At 38.7% G+C, this 19624-nt stretch carries 20 protein-coding genes and 1 tRNA gene; 8 read left to right on the top strand and 13 right to left on the bottom strand.

Features of this window, described 5'->3' with window-relative positions:
* Positions 1-135: 135 nt before the first annotated feature.
* Both KZC02_RS21760 and KZC02_RS21765 read left to right on the top strand, forming a co-directional pair.
* A complete protein-coding gene (locus tag KZC02_RS21760; RefSeq protein ID WP_221390621.1) occupies positions 136-642 on the top strand; it encodes a histidine phosphatase family protein in 507 nt (168 codons plus the stop codon).
* Positions 643-647: 5 nt separating this feature from the next.
* Positions 648-857, top strand: coding sequence for a hypothetical protein (locus KZC02_RS21765; protein ID WP_221390622.1), 210 nt, complete (start codon positions 648-650; stop codon positions 855-857).
* Between the two features lie 26 nt (positions 858-883).
* Here KZC02_RS21765 and xerD read toward each other — a convergent pair whose 3' ends face one another.
* Positions 884-1780 carry a site-specific tyrosine recombinase XerD gene (gene xerD / locus KZC02_RS21770; RefSeq protein ID WP_221390623.1) on the bottom strand — a complete coding sequence of 299 codons (897 nt, stop codon included), beginning with the start codon at positions 1778-1780 and terminating at the stop codon, positions 884-886.
* A gap of 193 nt (positions 1781-1973) precedes the next feature.
* On the opposite strand from xerD, the gene aroQ reads away from it, so the two are divergent.
* Entirely contained in the window at positions 1974-2393 is a 420-nt protein-coding gene (aroQ, locus tag KZC02_RS21775; protein WP_221390624.1) for a type II 3-dehydroquinate dehydratase, read from the top strand.
* Positions 2394-2413: 20 nt separating this feature from the next.
* Here the strand turns inward: aroQ and KZC02_RS32055 are convergent, their stop codons facing one another.
* Both KZC02_RS32055 and KZC02_RS32060 read right to left on the bottom strand, forming a co-directional pair.
* Positions 2414-3910 carry a hypothetical protein gene (locus tag KZC02_RS32055; protein ID WP_229253721.1) on the bottom strand — a complete coding sequence of 499 codons (1497 nt, stop codon included), beginning with the start codon at positions 3908-3910 and terminating at the stop codon, positions 2414-2416.
* 5 nt (positions 3911-3915) lie between these two features.
* Positions 3916-4905 carry a M14 family zinc carboxypeptidase gene (locus tag KZC02_RS32060; RefSeq protein WP_229253722.1) on the bottom strand — a complete coding sequence of 330 codons (990 nt, stop codon included), beginning with the start codon at positions 4903-4905 and terminating at the stop codon, positions 3916-3918.
* Between the two features lie 258 nt (positions 4906-5163).
* On the opposite strand from KZC02_RS32060, the gene KZC02_RS21785 reads away from it, so the two are divergent.
* The 4 genes from KZC02_RS21785 to KZC02_RS21795 all read left to right on the top strand — a co-directional run bounded on the left by KZC02_RS21785 (position 5164) and on the right by KZC02_RS21795 (position 8380).
* Positions 5164-5235, top strand: a tRNA-Glu gene (locus KZC02_RS21785).
* 455 nt (positions 5236-5690) lie between these two features.
* Positions 5691-6251 carry a CocE/NonD family hydrolase gene (locus KZC02_RS32585; RefSeq protein WP_255636942.1) on the top strand — a complete coding sequence of 187 codons (561 nt, stop codon included), beginning with the start codon at positions 5691-5693 and terminating at the stop codon, positions 6249-6251.
* Positions 6244-7569 (top strand): CocE/NonD family hydrolase, encoded by a 1326-nt coding sequence (locus tag KZC02_RS21790; protein ID WP_255636943.1) that lies wholly within the window; start codon positions 6244-6246, stop codon positions 7567-7569. The genes KZC02_RS32585 and KZC02_RS21790 overlap by 8 nt, the downstream gene beginning before the upstream one ends.
* Positions 7570-7600: 31 nt before the next feature.
* Positions 7601-8380, top strand: coding sequence for a ThuA domain-containing protein (locus KZC02_RS21795; protein ID WP_221390625.1), 780 nt, complete (start codon positions 7601-7603; stop codon positions 8378-8380).
* A 10-nt stretch (positions 8381-8390) separates the two neighbouring features.
* Here KZC02_RS21795 and KZC02_RS21800 read toward each other — a convergent pair whose 3' ends face one another.
* The 3 genes from KZC02_RS21800 to KZC02_RS21810 form a co-directional block, all read right to left on the bottom strand.
* Entirely contained in the window at positions 8391-9797 is a 1407-nt protein-coding gene (locus tag KZC02_RS21800; protein ID WP_221390626.1) for a metallophosphoesterase family protein, read from the bottom strand.
* 300 nt (positions 9798-10097) lie between these two features.
* Positions 10098-10421 carry a DUF5615 family PIN-like protein gene (locus KZC02_RS21805; protein ID WP_221390627.1) on the bottom strand — a complete coding sequence of 108 codons (324 nt, stop codon included), beginning with the start codon at positions 10419-10421 and terminating at the stop codon, positions 10098-10100.
* On the bottom strand, positions 10405-10638 hold the full coding sequence (locus KZC02_RS21810) for a DUF433 domain-containing protein (RefSeq protein ID WP_221390628.1): 234 nt from the start codon (positions 10636-10638) through the stop codon (positions 10405-10407). Before KZC02_RS21810 ends, KZC02_RS21805 begins: the two co-directional genes overlap by 17 nt.
* A gap of 125 nt (positions 10639-10763) precedes the next feature.
* On the opposite strand from KZC02_RS21810, the gene KZC02_RS21815 reads away from it, so the two are divergent.
* Positions 10764-12962, top strand: coding sequence for a radical SAM protein (locus KZC02_RS21815; protein ID WP_221390629.1), 2199 nt, complete (start codon positions 10764-10766; stop codon positions 12960-12962).
* A gap of 82 nt (positions 12963-13044) precedes the next feature.
* Here KZC02_RS21815 and nagA read toward each other — a convergent pair whose 3' ends face one another.
* From nagA to KZC02_RS21850, 7 genes are all read right to left on the bottom strand, one after another.
* Positions 13045-14154: an N-acetylglucosamine-6-phosphate deacetylase gene (gene nagA / locus KZC02_RS21820; RefSeq protein WP_221390630.1), complete on the bottom strand. Its 1110-nt coding sequence runs from the start codon at positions 14152-14154 to the stop codon at positions 13045-13047.
* A 56-nt stretch (positions 14155-14210) separates the two neighbouring features.
* Positions 14211-14774, bottom strand: coding sequence for a pentapeptide repeat-containing protein (locus KZC02_RS21825; protein ID WP_221390631.1), 564 nt, complete (start codon positions 14772-14774; stop codon positions 14211-14213).
* Between the two features lie 69 nt (positions 14775-14843).
* Positions 14844-15140: a thioredoxin gene (gene trxA, locus KZC02_RS21830; RefSeq protein ID WP_221390632.1), complete on the bottom strand. Its 297-nt coding sequence runs from the start codon at positions 15138-15140 to the stop codon at positions 14844-14846.
* A gap of 172 nt (positions 15141-15312) precedes the next feature.
* Positions 15313-16359, bottom strand: a complete 1047-nt coding sequence (locus tag KZC02_RS21835; RefSeq protein WP_221390633.1) for an acyltransferase — start codon at positions 16357-16359, stop codon at positions 15313-15315.
* A 78-nt stretch (positions 16360-16437) separates the two neighbouring features.
* Positions 16438-17499 (bottom strand): hypothetical protein, encoded by a 1062-nt coding sequence (locus KZC02_RS21840; RefSeq protein ID WP_229253723.1) that lies wholly within the window; start codon positions 17497-17499, stop codon positions 16438-16440.
* A 266-nt stretch (positions 17500-17765) separates the two neighbouring features.
* Positions 17766-18641 (bottom strand): glycosyltransferase family 2 protein, encoded by an 876-nt coding sequence (locus tag KZC02_RS21845; protein WP_221390635.1) that lies wholly within the window; start codon positions 18639-18641, stop codon positions 17766-17768.
* 13 nt (positions 18642-18654) lie between these two features.
* Positions 18655-19614, bottom strand: coding sequence for a hypothetical protein (locus tag KZC02_RS21850; RefSeq protein ID WP_221390636.1), 960 nt, complete (start codon positions 19612-19614; stop codon positions 18655-18657).
* Positions 19615-19624: the final 10 nt, after the last annotated feature.

A 19624-nucleotide genomic window follows, 5' to 3' on the forward strand; every position in this document is an offset into this window, starting at 1 on the left:
TTATCCCAGTTAGGGATATAAATAATGTCAAAAGGTATTTTCAGCGCATTAAATGGTCATATAACTTTTCAAGTATTTCTGTGCTTACATTCATGTATACACGTTTTGATTTTGTAATTTACGCAAAAATTAAAAATGAAAAAGATACTCATTTTAGTTCGCCACGCCACCGCCGAAGATCAGAGTTTTAAAATAAAGGATTTTGACAGACAGCTCGTTGATAAAGGGCTTTCTGAAGCCACTTTAATGGGCAAATGGCTTTATGGTAAAAATATAAATCCGGATCATTTCATTACCAGTGCAGCCCCTAGGGCATACAAAACCGCTGAGGTAGTTGCCGATCAAATGTATTTTGATGTTGCAAATATTGTTGCAACACAGGACTTATACGATGGCGGTCCGCAGGCTTATTTAAGTGCTGTCAATAAAAACCCCGAAGAAAGCAGGTGGCTGATACTTTTTGGCCATAATCCTGATATTACATACTTTGCTGAATATCTTTCAGGATCTCATATAGGCTCTATGAAAAAATGCGGTATTGCTATTATTGAATTTGAAAATCAGAAATGGGAGGAAATTTCAGGTAAATCAGGTAATCTGGTTTATTATATTACACCTAAGGAAGTTAGAGAAGCCAGTTGAAACCAATGGAGAAGCCCAATAAAAACCGTAAGATTTTCATCGTTGTATTAATTTTGTTTGTAGCCTTGTTTATTTATATATCCTACGATATGTCGAGCCGTACCACTGCACCCTGGAACAGGCCAAAGCAATTGAACCGTGCATTACCAGGCGCACTACCTGATTCTGATTCTCTTAAACTGGATTCGTTACTGGAAGAAGCGGATAAAAAATAGTGCCGATGGCTGCCATTCTCGCCATCTTAACCTCTTGGATGAAATTCGGTAATAATCTGACGTAAATAATCTCTATCCAAATGTGTATAGATCTCCGTTGTCGTAATGGATTCATGGCCGAGCATTTCCTGTACTGCTCTCAAACTTGCACCACCTTCTATTAAGTGTGTGGCAAATGAGTGCCGGAATGTATGCGGACTTACGTTTTTATCAATCCCGGCATTTTCAGTAGCATCTTTGATGATCAGAAAAATCATGACCCTGGTGAGCTGCTTTCCCCTTCTGTTCAGAAACACAATATCCTCGCTGTCTTTGTGTACAGCTATTTTATTTCTGACATGTTCAAGATAAATTTCAACATATTTAATTGCTTCCTTTCCAATTGGTACCAGCCTGACTTTATTGCCCTTGCCAAGTACCCGAATAAAACCGATATCAAAATAGCAATTCGTGAGCTGCATATTGATCAATTCCGAGACACGAAGGCCGGAGCTATACAGAACCTCAATGATGGCCCGGTTACGGGTTCCTTCGGGCGTTGAGTGGTCAATATTGGTTAATATTTCCTCTATTTCTTCATAAGACAAAACATCCGGAAGTTTTCTGGGGAGCCGTGGTGCACCGATCAGTTCTGTTGGATCTTCGGTAATTTCGTTTTCGAGAACCAGGTATTTGTAAAATGCCTTTATTCCGGAAAGTATTCTTGCCTGGGAATGTGCTGCAAGGCCCAATTCCGTAACATATTTCAGAAAACCAAGCACGTGCTCTTCCAAAAGACCTTTTGGAGTAACATCGATTTGATTCATTTCAAGATATTCCGCCAGTTTTTCTACGTCACGAACATAAGCTTGTATAGAATTATCAGAAAATGACCTCTCTAAGCGGAGATAATTTTTAAAATGTTTGATGTAGCTTTGCCACATACTCTAATTTTAATTGATTGAATGAATACAAAAAACAGCAATACAATGAATATCAATGTTGCAATGTATAATACTTTTGCGAGTTTGATGAAAAGAAGATAAACTACGGGTAAAATCAAAAAAATAAATCAAGAATCGTGGCTAAAAGCTAACAGCGGTCCGTCGCGCGGCTAATAGCCAAAATCTAAACAATATGAAAAAAATATTAATCCTTAACGGCCCGAATCTAAACCTTTTGGGGAAACGTGAGCCCGGCGTATATGGTAATCAGTCATTTGAGGATTATCTGCTGGATCTGAGAAATATTTTTCCTGATCATGAAATCCATTATTTTCAATCCAATCATGAAGGTGCAATGATTGACAAAATTCATGAAATTGGTTTTTCTTTTGATGGGATTGTGATTAACGCCGGCGCTTATACACATACCTCTATTGCTCTTGCTGATGCGTTGTCGGCTGTGACTACACCTGCGCTAGAAGTACATATTTCCAATATTCATGCAAGGGAATCATTCCGCCACCACAGTCACCTGACCCGTGTATGCAAAGGTATGATTTGCGGTTTGGGCTTAAAAGGATATGAAATGGCCATCCGGTATTTTGTTTATTAAACTACCGGACGGCCATTGTTTTATCTGAATACAGCGTTGCTGAATAATATTTTTCCGTTGTATATCATTCCTCGGAATAGCGGATCATCCATTAGATATACTACTTGTCCTTTTCCCATTGGCTGAACACCCATAATCAGTGTGTTTTTTAATTTTTCGGTCATTTTTTTACCCACAAACCCAGCTGCATATCCCTTATCGTCAAGATATCCGACGTTCCAGCCATCTTTCAGGTAGCCGATATCGTAGGAATCTCTTACCAATGTATAATATTCCTGATTGCAGCCAAAGGCAAGCGGATGTGTTTTGTCTAAATTAATAATGAACATACTCCCCGGAGAAGAATCACTTGCTTCGAGACGCTCCTGATCACCGAATTTTTTGAATACATCCGGCTCTTTACTTTTTTCAGAAATCTTTTTAGTAAGCCCGAACCCTGGCTTATTTATAAAAATATCCGTTGCCTGTTCCATAGCAATAAGTTTGCCTCCATTCCTGATCCATTCCTGTAGCATGTCAATTACCTTTTCATTCATAATATTGGCGTATTTCCCGGCAGGAAGGATCAAAACGTCAATTTCACTCCATGGTAAATTAGCCAGTTTGTCTCCATTAATAATGGTCATTGGATATTCAATCTGTTTTTCAAAGTAATGCCAAACCGCACCGAATGATGTAGCGGAAATGCCAGGGCCCCCAACAGTTACTATTTTTGGGGATTTCAAAACAGGTACAAATTGAGGAGATCCGAAATCTGCTCCGGATGTTACAAAACCAGTTTTTACAGGAATAAGCTGTACATGATGTTTTGTAGCCAGTGATGTTACAAGCTGGTCAAAATCTTTCTGACTGTTTCCTTTTTTTGTGATAACAAGTGTACCGGCTTCAAATTTAAGTTTATCAATCTCAAAATCAACATTTGAACTGCGCACCAGCATATTCCTTTTTAAAAGTTCTGAGAGGAAAACAACATCTTCCACCGCCGACCAGCGTGCTAAGTAAGCATAAGGCGAAACCTCTGAAATTTTGTTTTCAATTACCGGAGTTTTATAAGCAACCGGCGCCAGTTTTTCTTTCAAACCATATGTTTTCAATCCAAACAAATAAGACATTCCCCAGCTTGTAAGATCATACGTAACTGAATCTTCCAAAACCGGTTTAGTTTCAAAAAGTATCCTGATCAGGTTTGATTTGGGTTGATAAGCACTGATCAGCAAGTCATTACTTTCTATTTTTATGGATTGATCCGAAGAATTCGCCAGTTCAGTTCCTTTGGCAATCATATTTTTACCAGCCATTCCATATTCAAATCCCTGTTTTGTCAGCCATTCTGTGAATGACCTTACCCGTTCTTCATTTCCCTGGTTTTTTACTACATAAGTTTTAAAACCTCCGGCAGGATTTGTTGCTGCATCTTCATGGAATTTGATAAACTCTTTTACGATACGTTCCTGGTGTGATGTTACGGATTCAAGCGTGGCCATACTGGTTGCAAAATGATGATCGATCCTGCTCACAAGGGTTAAAGTATCCTTTTCTTTTTTCTTTCAATGGCTAAACCGCCGGCACCACCACCAGCCTGTTCATATGTAATACCAATCGCACCATTGAAAGTTGGCCAGGTATCGCCGTAACTTGGGTAAAACAGGTCATAATTGTATCTGGTAAAATAAGCCCAGTTATTTTTATCAAAATATTTACGACAATTTTCTCCAACCAATTCGTTGAATTCTCGTTGCCATCCGGTGATATCCTTATGAAAAGGCTTTGCAGCAGGTGGGAAATAATAACTGCTATTGGAACCCATTTCATGAAAATCAGCATGCAAATGAGGCATCCATTGGTTATAAAGCGCAATTCTGGCCTGTGTTTCTTTTTGTGTCTGCCATGCCCAGTCGCGGTTCAGATCAAAAAGATAGTGATTGAATCGTCCTCCCGGCCATGGTTCATCGTGTTCCAGTGCATACGGCGTTACGTTCGGGACTGCACTCTGGTAACGGTTGTACCATTGCGTGTAGCGGTCGTAGCCATCCGGATTTTCACACGGATCAATGATCACCACAGTATTTTTTAATATGCCTTGTGTTAAAGCATTTTCCTTATTCAGCAGTTCATACACAACCTTCATGCTCGTATTCGCGGAAACTGCCTCATTGCCGTGTACGTTGTAACTGAGCCATACAATAGGAGGGACAGTGCCTTCAGATTTGCCATCAAGCATTTTGATGCTTTTCAAATGATTGGTCCTGATGGATTCCAGGCGGCTGATATTTTCAGGAGAAGAAATAAAGGCAGCAATCAGCGGACGGCCTTCATTGGTACTGCCATATTGTATTATTTTCACGCGGTCCGGATTCTGGCTTTCCATTAACCGGATATAATCCACGATTTGATGATGGTAAGTAAATTTAGAGCCAAGCGGGTAGCCTAAATACTGATCAGGAGTTTTGTTTTGAGCAATGGCAAATTGAAACGAAAAAAGGAATAGGAGACAATAAATAGATTTGATCATAAATCTGTGAGTGAATTTCAAAATAGGTATAGCCAAATTTAGAAAGTTCGTGGAATTTAACGGCATTGAAAAATAAATTAAAAAAAGTTTGAATTTTAATGACTTGAAAATGAGAGTTGTAAAAAATAAGTGAATTATATTTCCTTCCGATGTTAGGAATTTAAAATTCAGTCCTGCATCTTTGCACCACGATTCCAGAACACGGAAACGAAAAGTGAAAGAAAGTGCTTAAAAAGCTCACGAAGTAGGAGACCAGTCGGCCCATTCGTCTAGCGGTTAGGACACGACCCTTTCACGGTTGAAACAGGGGTTCGATTCCCCTATGGGTCACAAACCGTGTGTATTGAGGGTAACTTCTTTCACTGAAATTATTGCAAATCAAGCTCGCTTTTAGCGGGCTTTTTTGTTTTATGTGGTAATTAGGAAATTGCGGAACGGTGAAAATGCGGATTATATCTTATCAAAATTATCTTGTTTTTATTTTCCATAGATTAAAATCCAGGGCTATATAATTGGTCATACCTATGGCATTTTATCTAAACTCGTTGATCGTAGTCTGTTTTAACAATTATAGACTTCATTCGGTAGGTTATAAGAACCAACAGACCCTTAATCTGTTGCTTTTGAGAATAATTTTTAAGTAGGCCTCTGACTGACGTATTATCTGGCCAAGTTCCATATTGCCGTACTAGACTTACGTTTAAACAATCCTATTCTCAAACCGCTCCATCCCAAAATTCTTTCCGTATTTTTGCTATACCACTTTTTAACCCATTTCCAATTCAATGTTCAGGAAACAACTTTTTATCTTTCTCCTTATACTTCCTCTATTGACCCAGGCACAAAATACTGTTACAACTGATACCAGTTTTGTAAGAAGCAATTACCGGAAAACGGAACGGACTATTCTGATGCGGGATGGGGTAAAGCTTTATACGGTTATTTACACGCCAAAAGACACAATGCAGTCTTATCCAATATTGATGCAGCGGACGCCTTACTCAGCCGGGCCGTATGGAGATAATAATTACCGCAGGAAGATTGGGCCTAATGTTTCGTTAATGCGGGATAAATATATTTTCGTTTACCAGGATGCGCGGGGACGGTATAAAAGTGAGGGGAATTTCCGTGAAATGACACCTGCTATCGTGGATAAAAAGAGTAATAAGGACGTTGATGAGTCGAGCGATACGTATGATACGATTGAGTGGCTTTTGAAGAATACAAAAAATAATGGCAAAGCGGGAATCTATGGGATTTCATTTCCAGGATATTATTCATCCGCCGCATTGCCTGATGCACATCCTGCCTTAAAGAGCAGTTTCTCCGCAAGCGCCTATGTCTGACGAATTTATTGGAGATGACTGTTACCATAATGGTGCATTTTTCCTGATGGATAATTTCGGATTTTACAGTGGTTTTGACGGCCCGAAAAGTGCAAATGGCGAAAATTATGAACTGTTCTTTAAAACCGGTGCTAATAGTGATGCTTATCAGTATTTCCTGGATTTTGGCCCCTTGAAAAAAGCAAATACCAGCGCTTATTTTTCAGATCCTAAAAGTGTGTGGAGACAGATTGTGGAACATCCTGTTTATGATGAGTTCTGGCTGTCGAGGAATATTAAACAACATTTGAAAAACGTTAAACCTGCCGTTTTGGTTGTAGGGGGTTGGTTTGATGCCGAAGATCTATATGGCGCTTTGAAAACATATGCCGCCATTGAAAAGCAATCTCCAGGCAACAATGCAAAACTTGTAATGGGGCCATGGACGCATGGAGGATGGGCGGCGGCTTCGTGGAAATCTTTTGCTAATTATCGGTTTGGCTCAGATTTAAATAAATATTATCAGGATGAAATTGAAACTAAATTTTTCAACTTTTACCTGAAAGATAAAGGCAGTTTCGACCAGTCGGAGGTAACGGTTTTTGAGACTGGTTCCAATCAATGGAAGAATTACGATGTATGGCCACCGAAAAACAGTCACCAGGTTCCGTATTTTTTTGGAGAACATGGAAAGCTTTCAGATACGAAACCAGATGCAGTAAAAAGTGCGAGTGAATATGAAAGTGATCCTGCTAAACCTGTTCCGTACACCGGCGTAATCAGTGGCCATAGGAATAACGAGTATATGGTGGAGGATCAAAGATTCGCTTCCCAGCGCCCGGATGTACTGGTATTTCAAACCGATTCTTTAACGCAGGATATGACATTGACTGGTGAAATTGCGGCTAATCTGTTTGTGTCCATGACTGGAAGTGATGCTGATTTTATTGTTAAAGTAATCGACGTTTGGCCGGCAGGTTCTACAATTACGGCAGCATCAGAAGGACAACGTCCAACGCAAATGGGAGGTTATCAGCAAATGGTAAGAGCTGAAGTATTTCGTGGTAAATTTCGTAACAGTTTCAGCAAACCGGAGCCGTTTACTAAGGACAAGATAGAAAAAGTTTCGTTTAAACTAAATGAAGTAGCACATACCTTCAAAAAAGGCCATCGTGTAATGGTTCAGGTTCAAAGCAGCTGGTTTCCGTTGGTTGACAGAAATCCACAAAAATTCATAAATATTTTTGAAGCAGACGAACAGGATTTTCAAAAATCAAAGATTATGATTTACCACGATTCAAAGAACAGCAGCAATGTCGTTCTACCGATTTTAAAATAAGTGTTTAATGTAAATCATGAATTCTGGATTAATGAAAAACTTCATTTGTAAATATCGCTTTTATCTAATATTCACGATTTTATTATACGCTCAGAGTCAGGTTTTTGCACAAACTAAAAAACCGGATTTTAAAGTATTAGCCATTTCCGAAAACGGTGGGCACCATGTCGAATACTCAAAAGCGGCTAAAATATGGTTGGAAAAGCTGGCGGAAGAGCGAAACTTCTCAATAGATTTTATTGAAAATACAAACCAGATAAATGATGATTTTTTAGCTCAATATCAGTTATTTATCCAATTGGATTTCGTGCCTTATGCCTGGACACCAGAGGCAATTACTGCGTTTGAAAAATATATCAATGAAGGAAAAGGAGGTTGGATTGGATTTCACCACGCAACTTTATTAGGAGAATTTGACGGGTATAAGATGTGGCCATGGTTTTCAGATTTTATGGGTGGAATCCGATTTAAAAATTACATTGCTGATTTTGCGTCGGCAACAGTTAAAGTGGAAAACAAAAAACATCCGGTAATGAAAGGCATTCCTTCCTCCTTTTTAGTAAAAAAGGAGGAATGGTATGTTTACGACAAAAGCCCGAGACCGAATGTTGACGTGATTGCCAGTGTAGATGAGTCAACTTATTCTCCGGATTCAAAAATTAAAATGGGCGACCATCCGGTCATCTGGTCAAACAAAAAAGTAAATGCGAAGAATGTGTACATTTTTATGGGACATTCTCCGGTATTGTTTGAAAGCGAAGAATATCAGACAATCTTCCGGAATGCGATTTTCTGGGCTGTTAAGAAGTAAAACAGGCCTTTTATTTTAATCCTTTCCGTTTTTTATATTCCTGGAAACGCTCGTTGTATTCCTTTAATTCTTCCTTTTTAAAACTTTTCTGGTAGTGTTCCGGCAAGTCGAGTCTTTCCTTTATTTTTAAAGAATTAGAAAGTTCTACCAATGTGTTTTGCCCGTTTTTATCTTTTTCCAGGTCAAAGGAGTCGTATAAATCACCATTTACGGTGTATGCTTTAAATTCAAGCTTTTTCTGGTCAATTGTAATTACCTGATACAATTGTGTATTGGACGCAGCACGATCCATCCAGTTTTGCAAACCAATATCATACATTTTCGGCCCGCTTACGGATACTACATAAATGGGGCCGTCCGGTTTTTTTCTGCTTTGTCCCAACGGCATATTAATACCTCTTCCATAAGTATGGTCGTGGCCCTGCAATACGATATCAACCTTATATTTTTTATAAAGTGGTTCCATTTTCAAACGCCATTCATCATTGTCTCTACCATTTTTGGTAGAATAGATAGGATGGTGATGGATCACAACCACCCAGCGATTGGGTTGGTCTTTTGCTGCATTTTCAAACCAGACCGCCTGTTTATTCATTGTTACAGAATCAATTATGGCAGCTTGTGAATTCAAGGTTATAAATCGTATGCCTTGATAGTCAATATAATAAGCAGTTTCTGATAACCCTTCCGGACCATTTTCAGGCAAAGCAAACTGAGGTTTCCAATGCATCGACACTTGTGGATTACCCTCTTTGTCTTTATAATATTCATGATTTCCTGGTGTTGCCAGACTTGGAACCATACCATTTACCCAGCCGCCCGCCTCAAACCATTCGCCCCATTCATAATCTGTGTTAGACCGGTTGATCAGGTCTCCGGCATGGATCATCAAATTCGCCTTCGGAAGTGTTGAATAAGCACCGCGAATAGTCCTCGACCATAAAGAACGAATGTCATTTTGTGCATCACCGAAATAAAGAAATGATACCGGCTCCGGTTTATCAGATGCTGTTGTAAAATGAAACCATTCACTCCAGTGGGAACCACCACCTACGCGGTAAACATATTGCGTGGCAGGTTTTAAACCCGTAAAATTAACTTCGTGATAATGCACTGTTTTGCCATCCATTTGCACAGCTTGTGTCAGTGCTTTTACAATTAGTGCATTTGGCCGAAAATCAGGAGACGGATCAGCTTCGTGAATGGCTGCAATTGCATCGGAAACCTGTTCATTGGTACGCCAGTTAACCGCTTGTGAAACAGCAGGGTTTCCTTTAAAACCAAGAATAACCCGATCAGGAAATTCAGAAGCAGGATAGGATTTGTTATCCTGGGCAAAAATAGGAGCGTAGCAAAAAAAGATGAAACAGGTAATCAGAGTAACCCTTAATAGAAAACCACTTGAACTTGGTATCATAATATAAATTATCATTCAGATTGTAATGATACCTGTTTCATCTCCAAACGGACTAGTTTTTATATTACGATATTATGAATTCTTTATTTTGAAGTGGTGGAATTTATGAATGACATTTTTCGGCAAGTGAGCTTTATTACCCGCCATTTGCACAGCTCAATAAGTTGGCAAAGGAAATGTATGTTTTGGAAAATTGGATTTCTGGGACTGGTTTTATTCTCCTGAGGAATAAAAAAATAATTTATAAGAACCGAAGCAAATGTATTGCTATAAAGAGCAGTGATTTAAACTATTTATGTCTCATTTATCTATAATATAAGCCTTATGTTTTTGCAGTATGGTAACTTGCGATTTTAATGATGGCAAAAAGCTAATTAGCTCTTCAATTTTACTGGTAAAACTATTCAGAACGACTATAGTGACTGGATATTTTTCTAGATTTTGTTGAAACATCAAATTTTTGTCAATAGTCAGTAAAATATCAAAATTATTTTCAACACAAAATGTCATTAATTTACCATTTTTGGTTCCACTAAGTCCCAATTCTCTTACCGTCGAAACTTCAAATTCCATTAAATGGTTTTTCAATCGTTTAGTAAAACATTCGTCAAGCAAAATTTTCATTTAGAATGTTTGTTGATGTTTCAATTAATTTCTGAGACATTTCCAGAACCTTTATAACCTGATTTTTACTAACACCCTCAAAATCTTCAAGGAAAGTTTCAATGTTGTCACCCGTTTCCAAATAATCAAATAAATTTTTAATGGGTACTCTCGTTCCAAAGAAAACTGGTGTACCGCCTAAAATTTCAGGATCAATATTTATTACCCGCCCTTCCATAATTCTGGAATTTATATTGTTTAATCAAATTTACATCATTTTGTTCAACAACAAGCTACTGAGAGTTAACTAGAAAAGGTTTCTCCAAAGCTGTATCTTTGCACCTGTAAAAAACCAGTTTTGCATTGAAAAAGAAAACACTATTTATTACCCCGCCATTTACCCAGCTCAATACACCGTATCCTGCAACTGCTTATCTCAAAGGGTTTTTGAATACTTTGGGAAGAGAATCGTATCAGGCTGATTTGGGTATTGATGTGATTCTGGCATTGTTTTCTTCAAAAGGGCTAAAAAAGCTTTTCTCGGATCTTGATAATTCTGATGCGGAACTAACGGAAAACAGTTACCGGATTTATTCGCTGAAAGATGATTATATATCTACGATTGATCCGGTTATCAGATTTTTAAAAAATAACAATCCAACTCTGGCCCATAGTATTTGTGACCGAAGTTATCTGCCGGAAGCCAGCCGTTTTCAGCAGCTTGAAGATATGGACTGGGCTTTTGGTACAATGGGAATTCATGATAAAGCCCGTCATTTTGCTACTTTATATCTTGAAGATCTGGGTGATCTCATACAAGAGGCCGTTGATCCCCATTTTGGATTCAGCCGTTATGCAGAGCGTTTAGGCAGATCAGCAACGCATTTTGATGAAATGGAGGCTGCCCTGGAATCTACTGATACACTTTTATCTCAAATACTAACACTTTTACTGGAACAGAAAATCCAGAAATACCAGCCTGACATGGTTTGTATTACAGTTCCATTTCCGGGTAATTTATATGGTGGATTTAAGTGCGGACAGTATTTAAAAAAACATCATCCAAATATTAAAGTAGTCATGGGCGGCGGTTTTGCCAACACAGAATTACGTTCGTTAAAAGAATCACGCGTTTTTAATTATATAGATTTTATCTGTCTGGATGATGGAGAGGCGCCGCTATTATCATTACTTGAATATCTGGACGGCGAAAGGGAAATAACACAATTGAAACGGGTTTATTCACGTGTTAACGGTGAAGTAATTTATCATAATGGTGCTAATGAAAAAGACGTCCCGCAACGTGATACCGGCACACCGGATTACAGCGATTTGCCTTTACACGATTATTTGTCAGTAATAGAAATTGTAAATCCTATGCACCGGCTTTGGAGCGATGGCCGCTGGAATAAGCTTACGCTCGCGCATGGATGTTATTGGGGTAAATGCTCTTTTTGTGATATATCACTGGATTATATCAGGCGGTACGAGCCGATGACAGCCGGACTGCTTTGCGATCGTATTGAAGAGATTATAGAACAAACCCGGCAAAACGGATTTCATTTTGTAGATGAGGCTGCACCACCAGCGTTGTTACGGGATCTGGCACTGGAAATTATACGCAGAAAACTAACTGTTGTCTGGTGGACGAATATTCGTTTTGAAAAGAATTTTACACATGACCTGTGCTTGCTGCTGAAAGCTTCGGGATGTATTGCCATTTCCGGTGGGTTGGAAGTTGCATCTGACCGTTTGCTCGAACGTATGAAAAAGGGCGTAACGGTTGCACAGGTGGCAAGAGTTGCGGATGCATTTACGCAGGCTGGTATTATGGTGCATGCGTATCTAATGTATGGTTTCCCCACACAGACCGCTCAGGAAACGATTGATGCGTTGGAAATGGTGAGGCAATTATTTCAGCAGGGAATTGTCCAGTCCGGTTTTTGGCATCGTTTCGCAATGACTGCACACAGTCCGGTTGGTTTGCATCCGGAAGAATTTGATGTTATGCGTATCGGGCCGGATACGGGTAAATTTGCAAATAACGATCTGGAACACCTAGATCCATTAGGGGCCGATCATGATCTTTTTGCGGAAGGATTGAGAAAATCACTTTTCAATTACATGCATAGCGTTTGCCTGGATTTTCCACTTTCACGCTGGTTTGATTTTAAAGTTCCTTCCACTTCCGTTTCTCCGAAATATATTGAAAAAAGTGTCCGCGACTTACCGGATTCCGTTAGCAGGCCAAATGCGCTTGTAACCTGGTTAGGAAGTTTGCCAGAATTATCAGTGTTTGAGGAGAAAAGGGGTAAAAAGATTTATGAAGTTGCCGAACTGATTTTTTATAACAAAAAGAAAGAATGGGCTGTTGAAGCGGAAGTTGAAATAGCAGAATGGCTGGTAGAGATCATGCCAAAAATCCTGATCGCCAATCCGGAAACTTATGCTTTTGAATTGTTAAGAAATGATTTTGAATCTTTGGGATTGGGGAGTTTTGAGACGCTGGTTCAGTCCAAAACCTGGGCAGATCTGAGAAAAGGCGGTTTGCTGATAGTTTAGGATTTTTTTGCAGCTAATGCAAGGACACACTAAGGATGAAAATTAACAATCACTGCTTTGTCTTTGTGACTTTCTGGCAAAATCAGTATTTCAAAACCTCAAACTTTTCCAGCCCATCGTCAAAAGTGGTAAAAACAGCCGGGAAACCAACGGCAATCTGCCCGATTTTATTGGATAATCCCAAGGCTTTTGCAGGCCTGATCGTTGCCATTTCTATTGCTTCCTGAACCGGGATATTGATTTTTTGTACTGCATTCCGAACAGCATCACCCAATGAAATAGTTGCTCCTGCCAGATTTCCGTCTGAGTTGGTATACCTTCCGTCTTTCAGATAAGCATCAAATTCTCCCCATTTAAATTCAGTTACTTTTTCTCCTAAAAACAGTGCATCAGAAATAAGAAAAAGTTTGTCTTTTTTGATCATATAAGCGACACTTGCAGCTGCAAAATCGCAATGAACGCCATCGATAATAACTGGCGCATAAACAGACGGAGTATCAAAAGTAGCACCAACAAGCCCAGGCTGACGGTGTCCAAATGCTGACATGGCATTGTAAAGATGCGTTACAAGGTTTATTCCCTGCGAAAAAGCCTTTGCAGCCTCTTCATAAGTTGCATTAGAATGTCCGGCTGATATAGTAATGCCTGAATCTAAAAGCATCTGGATCTGATCTGTCGTGAACATTTCCGGCGCTATCGTCATCAGGCTAATGACATCTTTACCGTAATGAATTATTTCCTCAAGATCGGCATTGGTTGGTTTGCGAACGTATTCCGTTAAATGAGCACCTCTTTTGACTGGGTTTAAAAATGGGCCTTCCAAATGCATTCCCAAAACGCCTGAGCCAGGATTTTTTTTCTGGTAACTTTTAATGGCTTCAATCCCTTTTAAAATATTGTCCTGGGGCGATGTAATTAATGTTGGCAATACGTAGGCTGTTCCGGTCTGGAAACTTGCCTGATAAATATCGTCAATCGTTTCTTCATCCGCTTTTTGTGTAAAATAAAATTTCTCTCCACCATTGATATGGCTATCGAAAAACCCGGCTGCAAGATTATTTACAATTTTAACTTCCGGTGAATAAGCAGAATGGGAAATAGCGTTTATTTTCCCGTTTTCAACTGTAATCAACTGATCTTTAAGGATTTCATTCCCTGTGTAAACGTTCTTTGCAAATAATTTTTCCTGCATAATCCAAAAGTGGAATTTTTATAAAGAAGAAACTAAGACTGAAAATCAGTTCAATATCATTTAATAATTATATCAAATTTTGTAAGAAGCCCTGCCAGATCGGATGAAAGGAACTTGGCTTTTCTCACATTATTATTAGTCGGATCAATCGTGAAATTTTTACTGGTTGTAAAGTCTACTCCACCTACATTGGTATTGACAAATACAGCATCCCAAAAGTCACAATTATGCAGTTTGCATTTTGATAAATCTGCCTGAGTAAAGTCAGCATTGTGGATTTTGCAATTGGTGAAGCTGCTTTTGTTCAGTTTTTTGTTATCAAAAATAGCATAATCTAAAATGCAGTTATCGAATTTTACCAAAAAACCGAAGTCTTTAGTCTCCGAAAAATTAACGCCCAATAACTTGCAATTATAAAAAGTCACGTCGTTCATTTTACAATTTGCAAACGTGGCATTGCTGAAATTGCAATCGGTAAAAATACAATCCGTAAGCTCTATTCCCGCAACACTGGAAAATGTACAGTTAATAAATTCAAATTGTTCAAACTCACTTTCCGGTATTTCCCTGTCCGAGAAATCTATGCTGTTAATAACTTCCAAATTTCCTTTACTGATCATTTTTGTTTTATCGGTGGCAGTCTTACTGTGGCAGTCACACTGTGGCAGTCACACTGTGGCCGGCAAAGATTACAAATATTTTTTAATTACTGATTTAAGCTGGTCCGCCTGTACTACTCCAGACTGTCTCCACATTGGTTTTCCATGTTTGAAAACGATCAGTGTAGGAACCCCCTGAATTTTGTATGCCTGTGCAGCGGATGGATTTTTATCCACATCTACCTTGATGATTGTTGCAGCATCGCCCAAATCAGATTTTAATGTATCCAAAATAGGTTTCATCATTTTACATGGGCCACACCATTCAGCTGAAAAATCAACGAGTACGGGTTTGTTCCCATTTATAAGTTCTTTGAATGAAGACATAACAGATCGTTTTAAATAGTAAGTAAGGAATGTTTTAAATCCTGAAATAACCAAAAATCAATTATCTGTATAATTAACCAATCAGGAACTGAAATGGTTTATGAAATTCCTAATAAAGTTGTCCCGCCGAATGTATCGGGCTATGCCGAAAAAGGAAGGTTTTATTTAAAAGTCAAAATGTCTTTTTCAGAAACTGGCCAAATCGTTTCTCAATCCATTCATACGTGAAATGAGAATAGATGATGGTAATGGCAATAGAAATAAACAGGGAAAATCCGATCATCCATTCGGTTTGAGGGGATTTTAACATTCTGAAAAGAATGATGTTTACAAATATCAGAACAATAGCGTGGTTGAGATAAATAGAGTAGGAGATACGTCCCAAATATTGAAAAAGCCTGTTACTCAGCATTTTTGTAACAAAACCTGTCGAATTACAGAAAACAAATATGCCGGCAGAAAAGATAAAAGGAAATACCAGTTTCCAAACATTTAGCTGATAGTGATGCACCAGATACATCATTGAAACCAGTAAAATCAAATAAGGGATTTCTAAAAATGATAATTCTAAATTCCGGTTTTTGATAATTTCAAACGTAAAAATTCCTATACAAAAACAAAGCAGCCCTCTGATAAAACCGTAGTCATAAGTCAGCAGATATTCATCGCGATCAATAATAAAAATACCTGCAAAAAGTATAATTGCCAGGAACGCCAGGTTTTTTTGCTTTGGAATAAAGAGCAGAATAAGCCCAAAAAAGACATAGGATATCATTTCAGAAGAAATAGACCAGGCAGGATAATTGAGCCCGATCCAGCCACCCAATACAGGTGTAGATCCCATGAAGGTAAGTGTATCCAGGGCAGTCAGGAAATAATAGGAAAGGCCGAGATTGGATGAATTTTTTAATACACTGTGTTCACCAGTGAGATTGGCGATCAGAAACACAATTTCAGAATAAAATAAAAGCGGATAAAGGCGGAAGAAACGTTTTTTTATAAACTGGAAAAAATCCTGCCCTGTACTTAGCTTACCGATGTAATTCATAGCAATTACAAATCCGCTCAGCACGAAGAAAAAATCTACAAACAGACTTGAATTGATTACAAAAAAGTTGTTGTAAAGGATGGAATTTTTAAAAGCATTGTGATGATGGGCCACTACAAGGAGAGCAAAAATGCCTCGTAATCCATCGAGTTGTTCTACTCTTTCTCTCATTAGTCGGGTTGAAATGTTAATGAACCCGTACATTAACAAAGATTTTTCAGGGTTATTGGCAAATATTTTTAAACAGTATTAAACAGAAATCGTTTCCAGAGTATTTTGTTTTGCCGGTGCCAGGTAATTAGTGATATATCCAATACCCAGGAACCGCATCATGGTCACGTAAGGAAACCAGAAAGCAATATCTGTAGGCCTTCCTCCGGTGATTAGTAATATGGTCAGTGAGATGAAAAAATAAGCCAGGAAGGTTGATAGGGAATTGGTACTTCTTCTGATTTCCCTGATCGCAAAAAGTAAAAGGAACAAGTTGAACGAAGCAAAAAATGCAAACCCTATTATGCCGTGATTTACAAAAGATTCCAGGATAGGAACGTCCAGATAAAAACTTTTATAACCTCTTCCTAAAAACACATCCCATGAATAAACGGTATCAAGAAATTCACCGAAACCACTGACGCGACCCATTGCCGAATAATCTACATCAGCTGTTTCTGTAAGTTTTACCCCAAAAGAAGTGAAAATTACATCCATGATCCGGTTTTCAAATACATCCCAATAACCCAGGATCAAATTGAAGATATCTCCGTAACGGCTCAGAAAGTAGTTAAGCCCAACCAGGATTAACAGAAAAACGATAAAGTTTTTAAATTTGAATAGGCTTCCCACAGCTGTAAATACACTGGATACTTTGAAATGGAAAATCATGTACGCAGCCAGCATGAGACCAATTCCCAGATAACTTGATTTAGCCAGAGAAAGAACTACCACACCCAGACTAAAAAGTACAGAGAAAAACAGGAATATTCTGGTAAATACACCAGGCGTTTTTCCAAGCAGTACCAACGCTGTTACGAGGCATATTACACCGTTTCGTGCGGTGATATGCGGATTTCCTCCCGGCTGGGCACCATCATTGGAAAAACTAACGGCCGCACGCATACCCGGAGACCAGTTAGGATCGGTTAACAGGGAATATACGAGTGTGATATTACAGAATAATGAAAGAAGAAATAGTACTGTGACAAGCGTTTCCGATACTTCGTTTGGAGTATGGAGCAGCAATACCAAAAAGGCGAAAATAAATACATAATTACCTATGTCAGCAATCGGTTTTCCTCCTGAATTGATAAACATGAAGTAATAAAACGATATAAGGAGAAACCCCAATCCCAGATTAAACAGAATGGTATTGGGCTTATAGAGGCGTTGGAAAAGATGCGTCGGAACCATTAAAATAAGTGCCAAAACAAAAAAAACGGCAGTGAAAACACTACTTGCAGGCCCAATCTTTAAAGTATCACGTATAAAAAAAATCAAAGGAAATCCATTGAACATCATTGCAATGCCAAGTGAATACCTAAGATTGTTAAAGTTTTGAACAATATTTAAAAGACTCCAATTCATCTGGATAATCTGTAACTTATATATTTAAAATCAAATTTTAGAGCGAAATACGCCGTTTTACGTAATCGGCACCAAAGATACCTCAATTTGTTGAGAGCCGGGAAGCCAATGGAAGGAATGTACAATTTCTGGATTTTTACATGCTCTTCTTCTCCTACATGTGCAATGGTTGAGGATTTGGCATCTGCATGCACCCTCAGTGCTCCGCCCAGGCCTTCTACTTTCCTAACGCTCGTTGTACCTTCTGCTGTGTAGCGGGTGATAAATTCATAATCAAAGGCAAAACGATAAGATTCATCAAACTTTCCATATTTATCCACCAGTGTTTTTTTGAAAAACAGCGACTGATTATGAATCTGCATTCCTTCAAGTACCTGACAAGTAAGGCTATAAGAAGTAGTTTTTAGTATTTCAGTAACTTCATCCGTTGTTGAAACCATGAAAAGATCACCATACAGAATGTCATCCGGCTTTTTCACAGTTGCTTCTCCAAAACGCTTAAACGTACCAGGGAAATATACATCATCAGAATTTTGAAAACCTATATATTCGCCGGTTGCTCTTTCAAGTGCCTTATTTATAGCATGTACCTGCCCGCGGTCTTTTTCCGAAACCCAGTAAGTAAGGTGATTTTCGTATTTTTTTATTACTTCTACGCTGTGGTCTGTTGAGCCGCCGTCAATAATGATATATTCCAGATTCGGGTAATTTTGATTTAAAACACTGAGAATCGTTCTTTCTAAATAATCTGCCTGGTTATATGACGGCGTGATGATGGTAAGTTTCGGGAAATGACCTGAATTTTCCTTTTTTATTTTTAATACCGAAATGAATTCACGCAAATCACGTGTACTTTCTTGGAGGGATTTCATCCTGCTTTCCTTATTAGTTAAATTGGAACTGATCAATAAACGCAGTTATTGATTTTAGCTTGCCTTCAATCTTTTTTCTCATCATTCTGTTCTTCCTGATATCCGGAATGAGGCCGTAGGTCGGTTTTGATTCAGAAGGCAGAAACGATTGAAAAGCGCTGAGGTTTTTTTTATATTCAGAAAAAAGCTTTTTGAATGCCTGATTTTGAGATAATAACACTGCCTGATCTGACCAGATAGGATCGAAAAAATCAAGACCTGCAAAGTCAATGGAAATCAATGGATTTCCATTGACCAGATAATGGCCGTTCTCAAATTCCAGTTTTTTGCTCAGCACCGAATGAAGACCGAAATGCCAGCCACTATGAGAAATCTGGTGCGCATCTTTAATTCTGACCAGAGCAAAATTGAGCCATAACTGATCCATGCACATACCATTACAAAGATCAAATTTTGCTCGGTCTATGGTTCTTACAGCCCACCAATCGAGGAATTTCAGACTTTCTTCACTTTTATTCAAAATCCAGCTTCCCGCATGGAACATACCAATGTTGAGGATTCTTTTGTCATCCAGGACAGCAGATTTTTGTAATGGGCTTGTTGTGTGAGGCGTCAGGATTATACCTGCATCCCGGACAAATATTTCTTCCACTGGTTTTAACAGTAAAACCGTGGGCGCAAAAAAGGTAAAGGTTACCTGATCCGGATGCAGATTGATTAAGTGTTTTGCAAACCAAGGACGACACGCAGGCAACAATTCAAAATCATAATAATGCCCAATCATTTGTGGCCACTCCGGAATATTGATTTCAGAAACGGTCAGTAACCTGACATTCTCAGGCAGTTTCAGAGGTTCCGGGCTATCTGCCCAGCATAGGTAAAAAATGTTTCCCGAATGTTGCATAACGGATCTGCCCAAAGCCAAAGCATTGGATAGATTTGTACGGTTGCAGACGGTGAAAATAATGTTCATGTGTGTAAGG

It is taken from the genome of Dyadobacter sp. NIV53 (assembly GCF_019711195.1).
Classification (GTDB): domain Bacteria; phylum Bacteroidota; class Bacteroidia; order Cytophagales; family Spirosomataceae; genus Dyadobacter.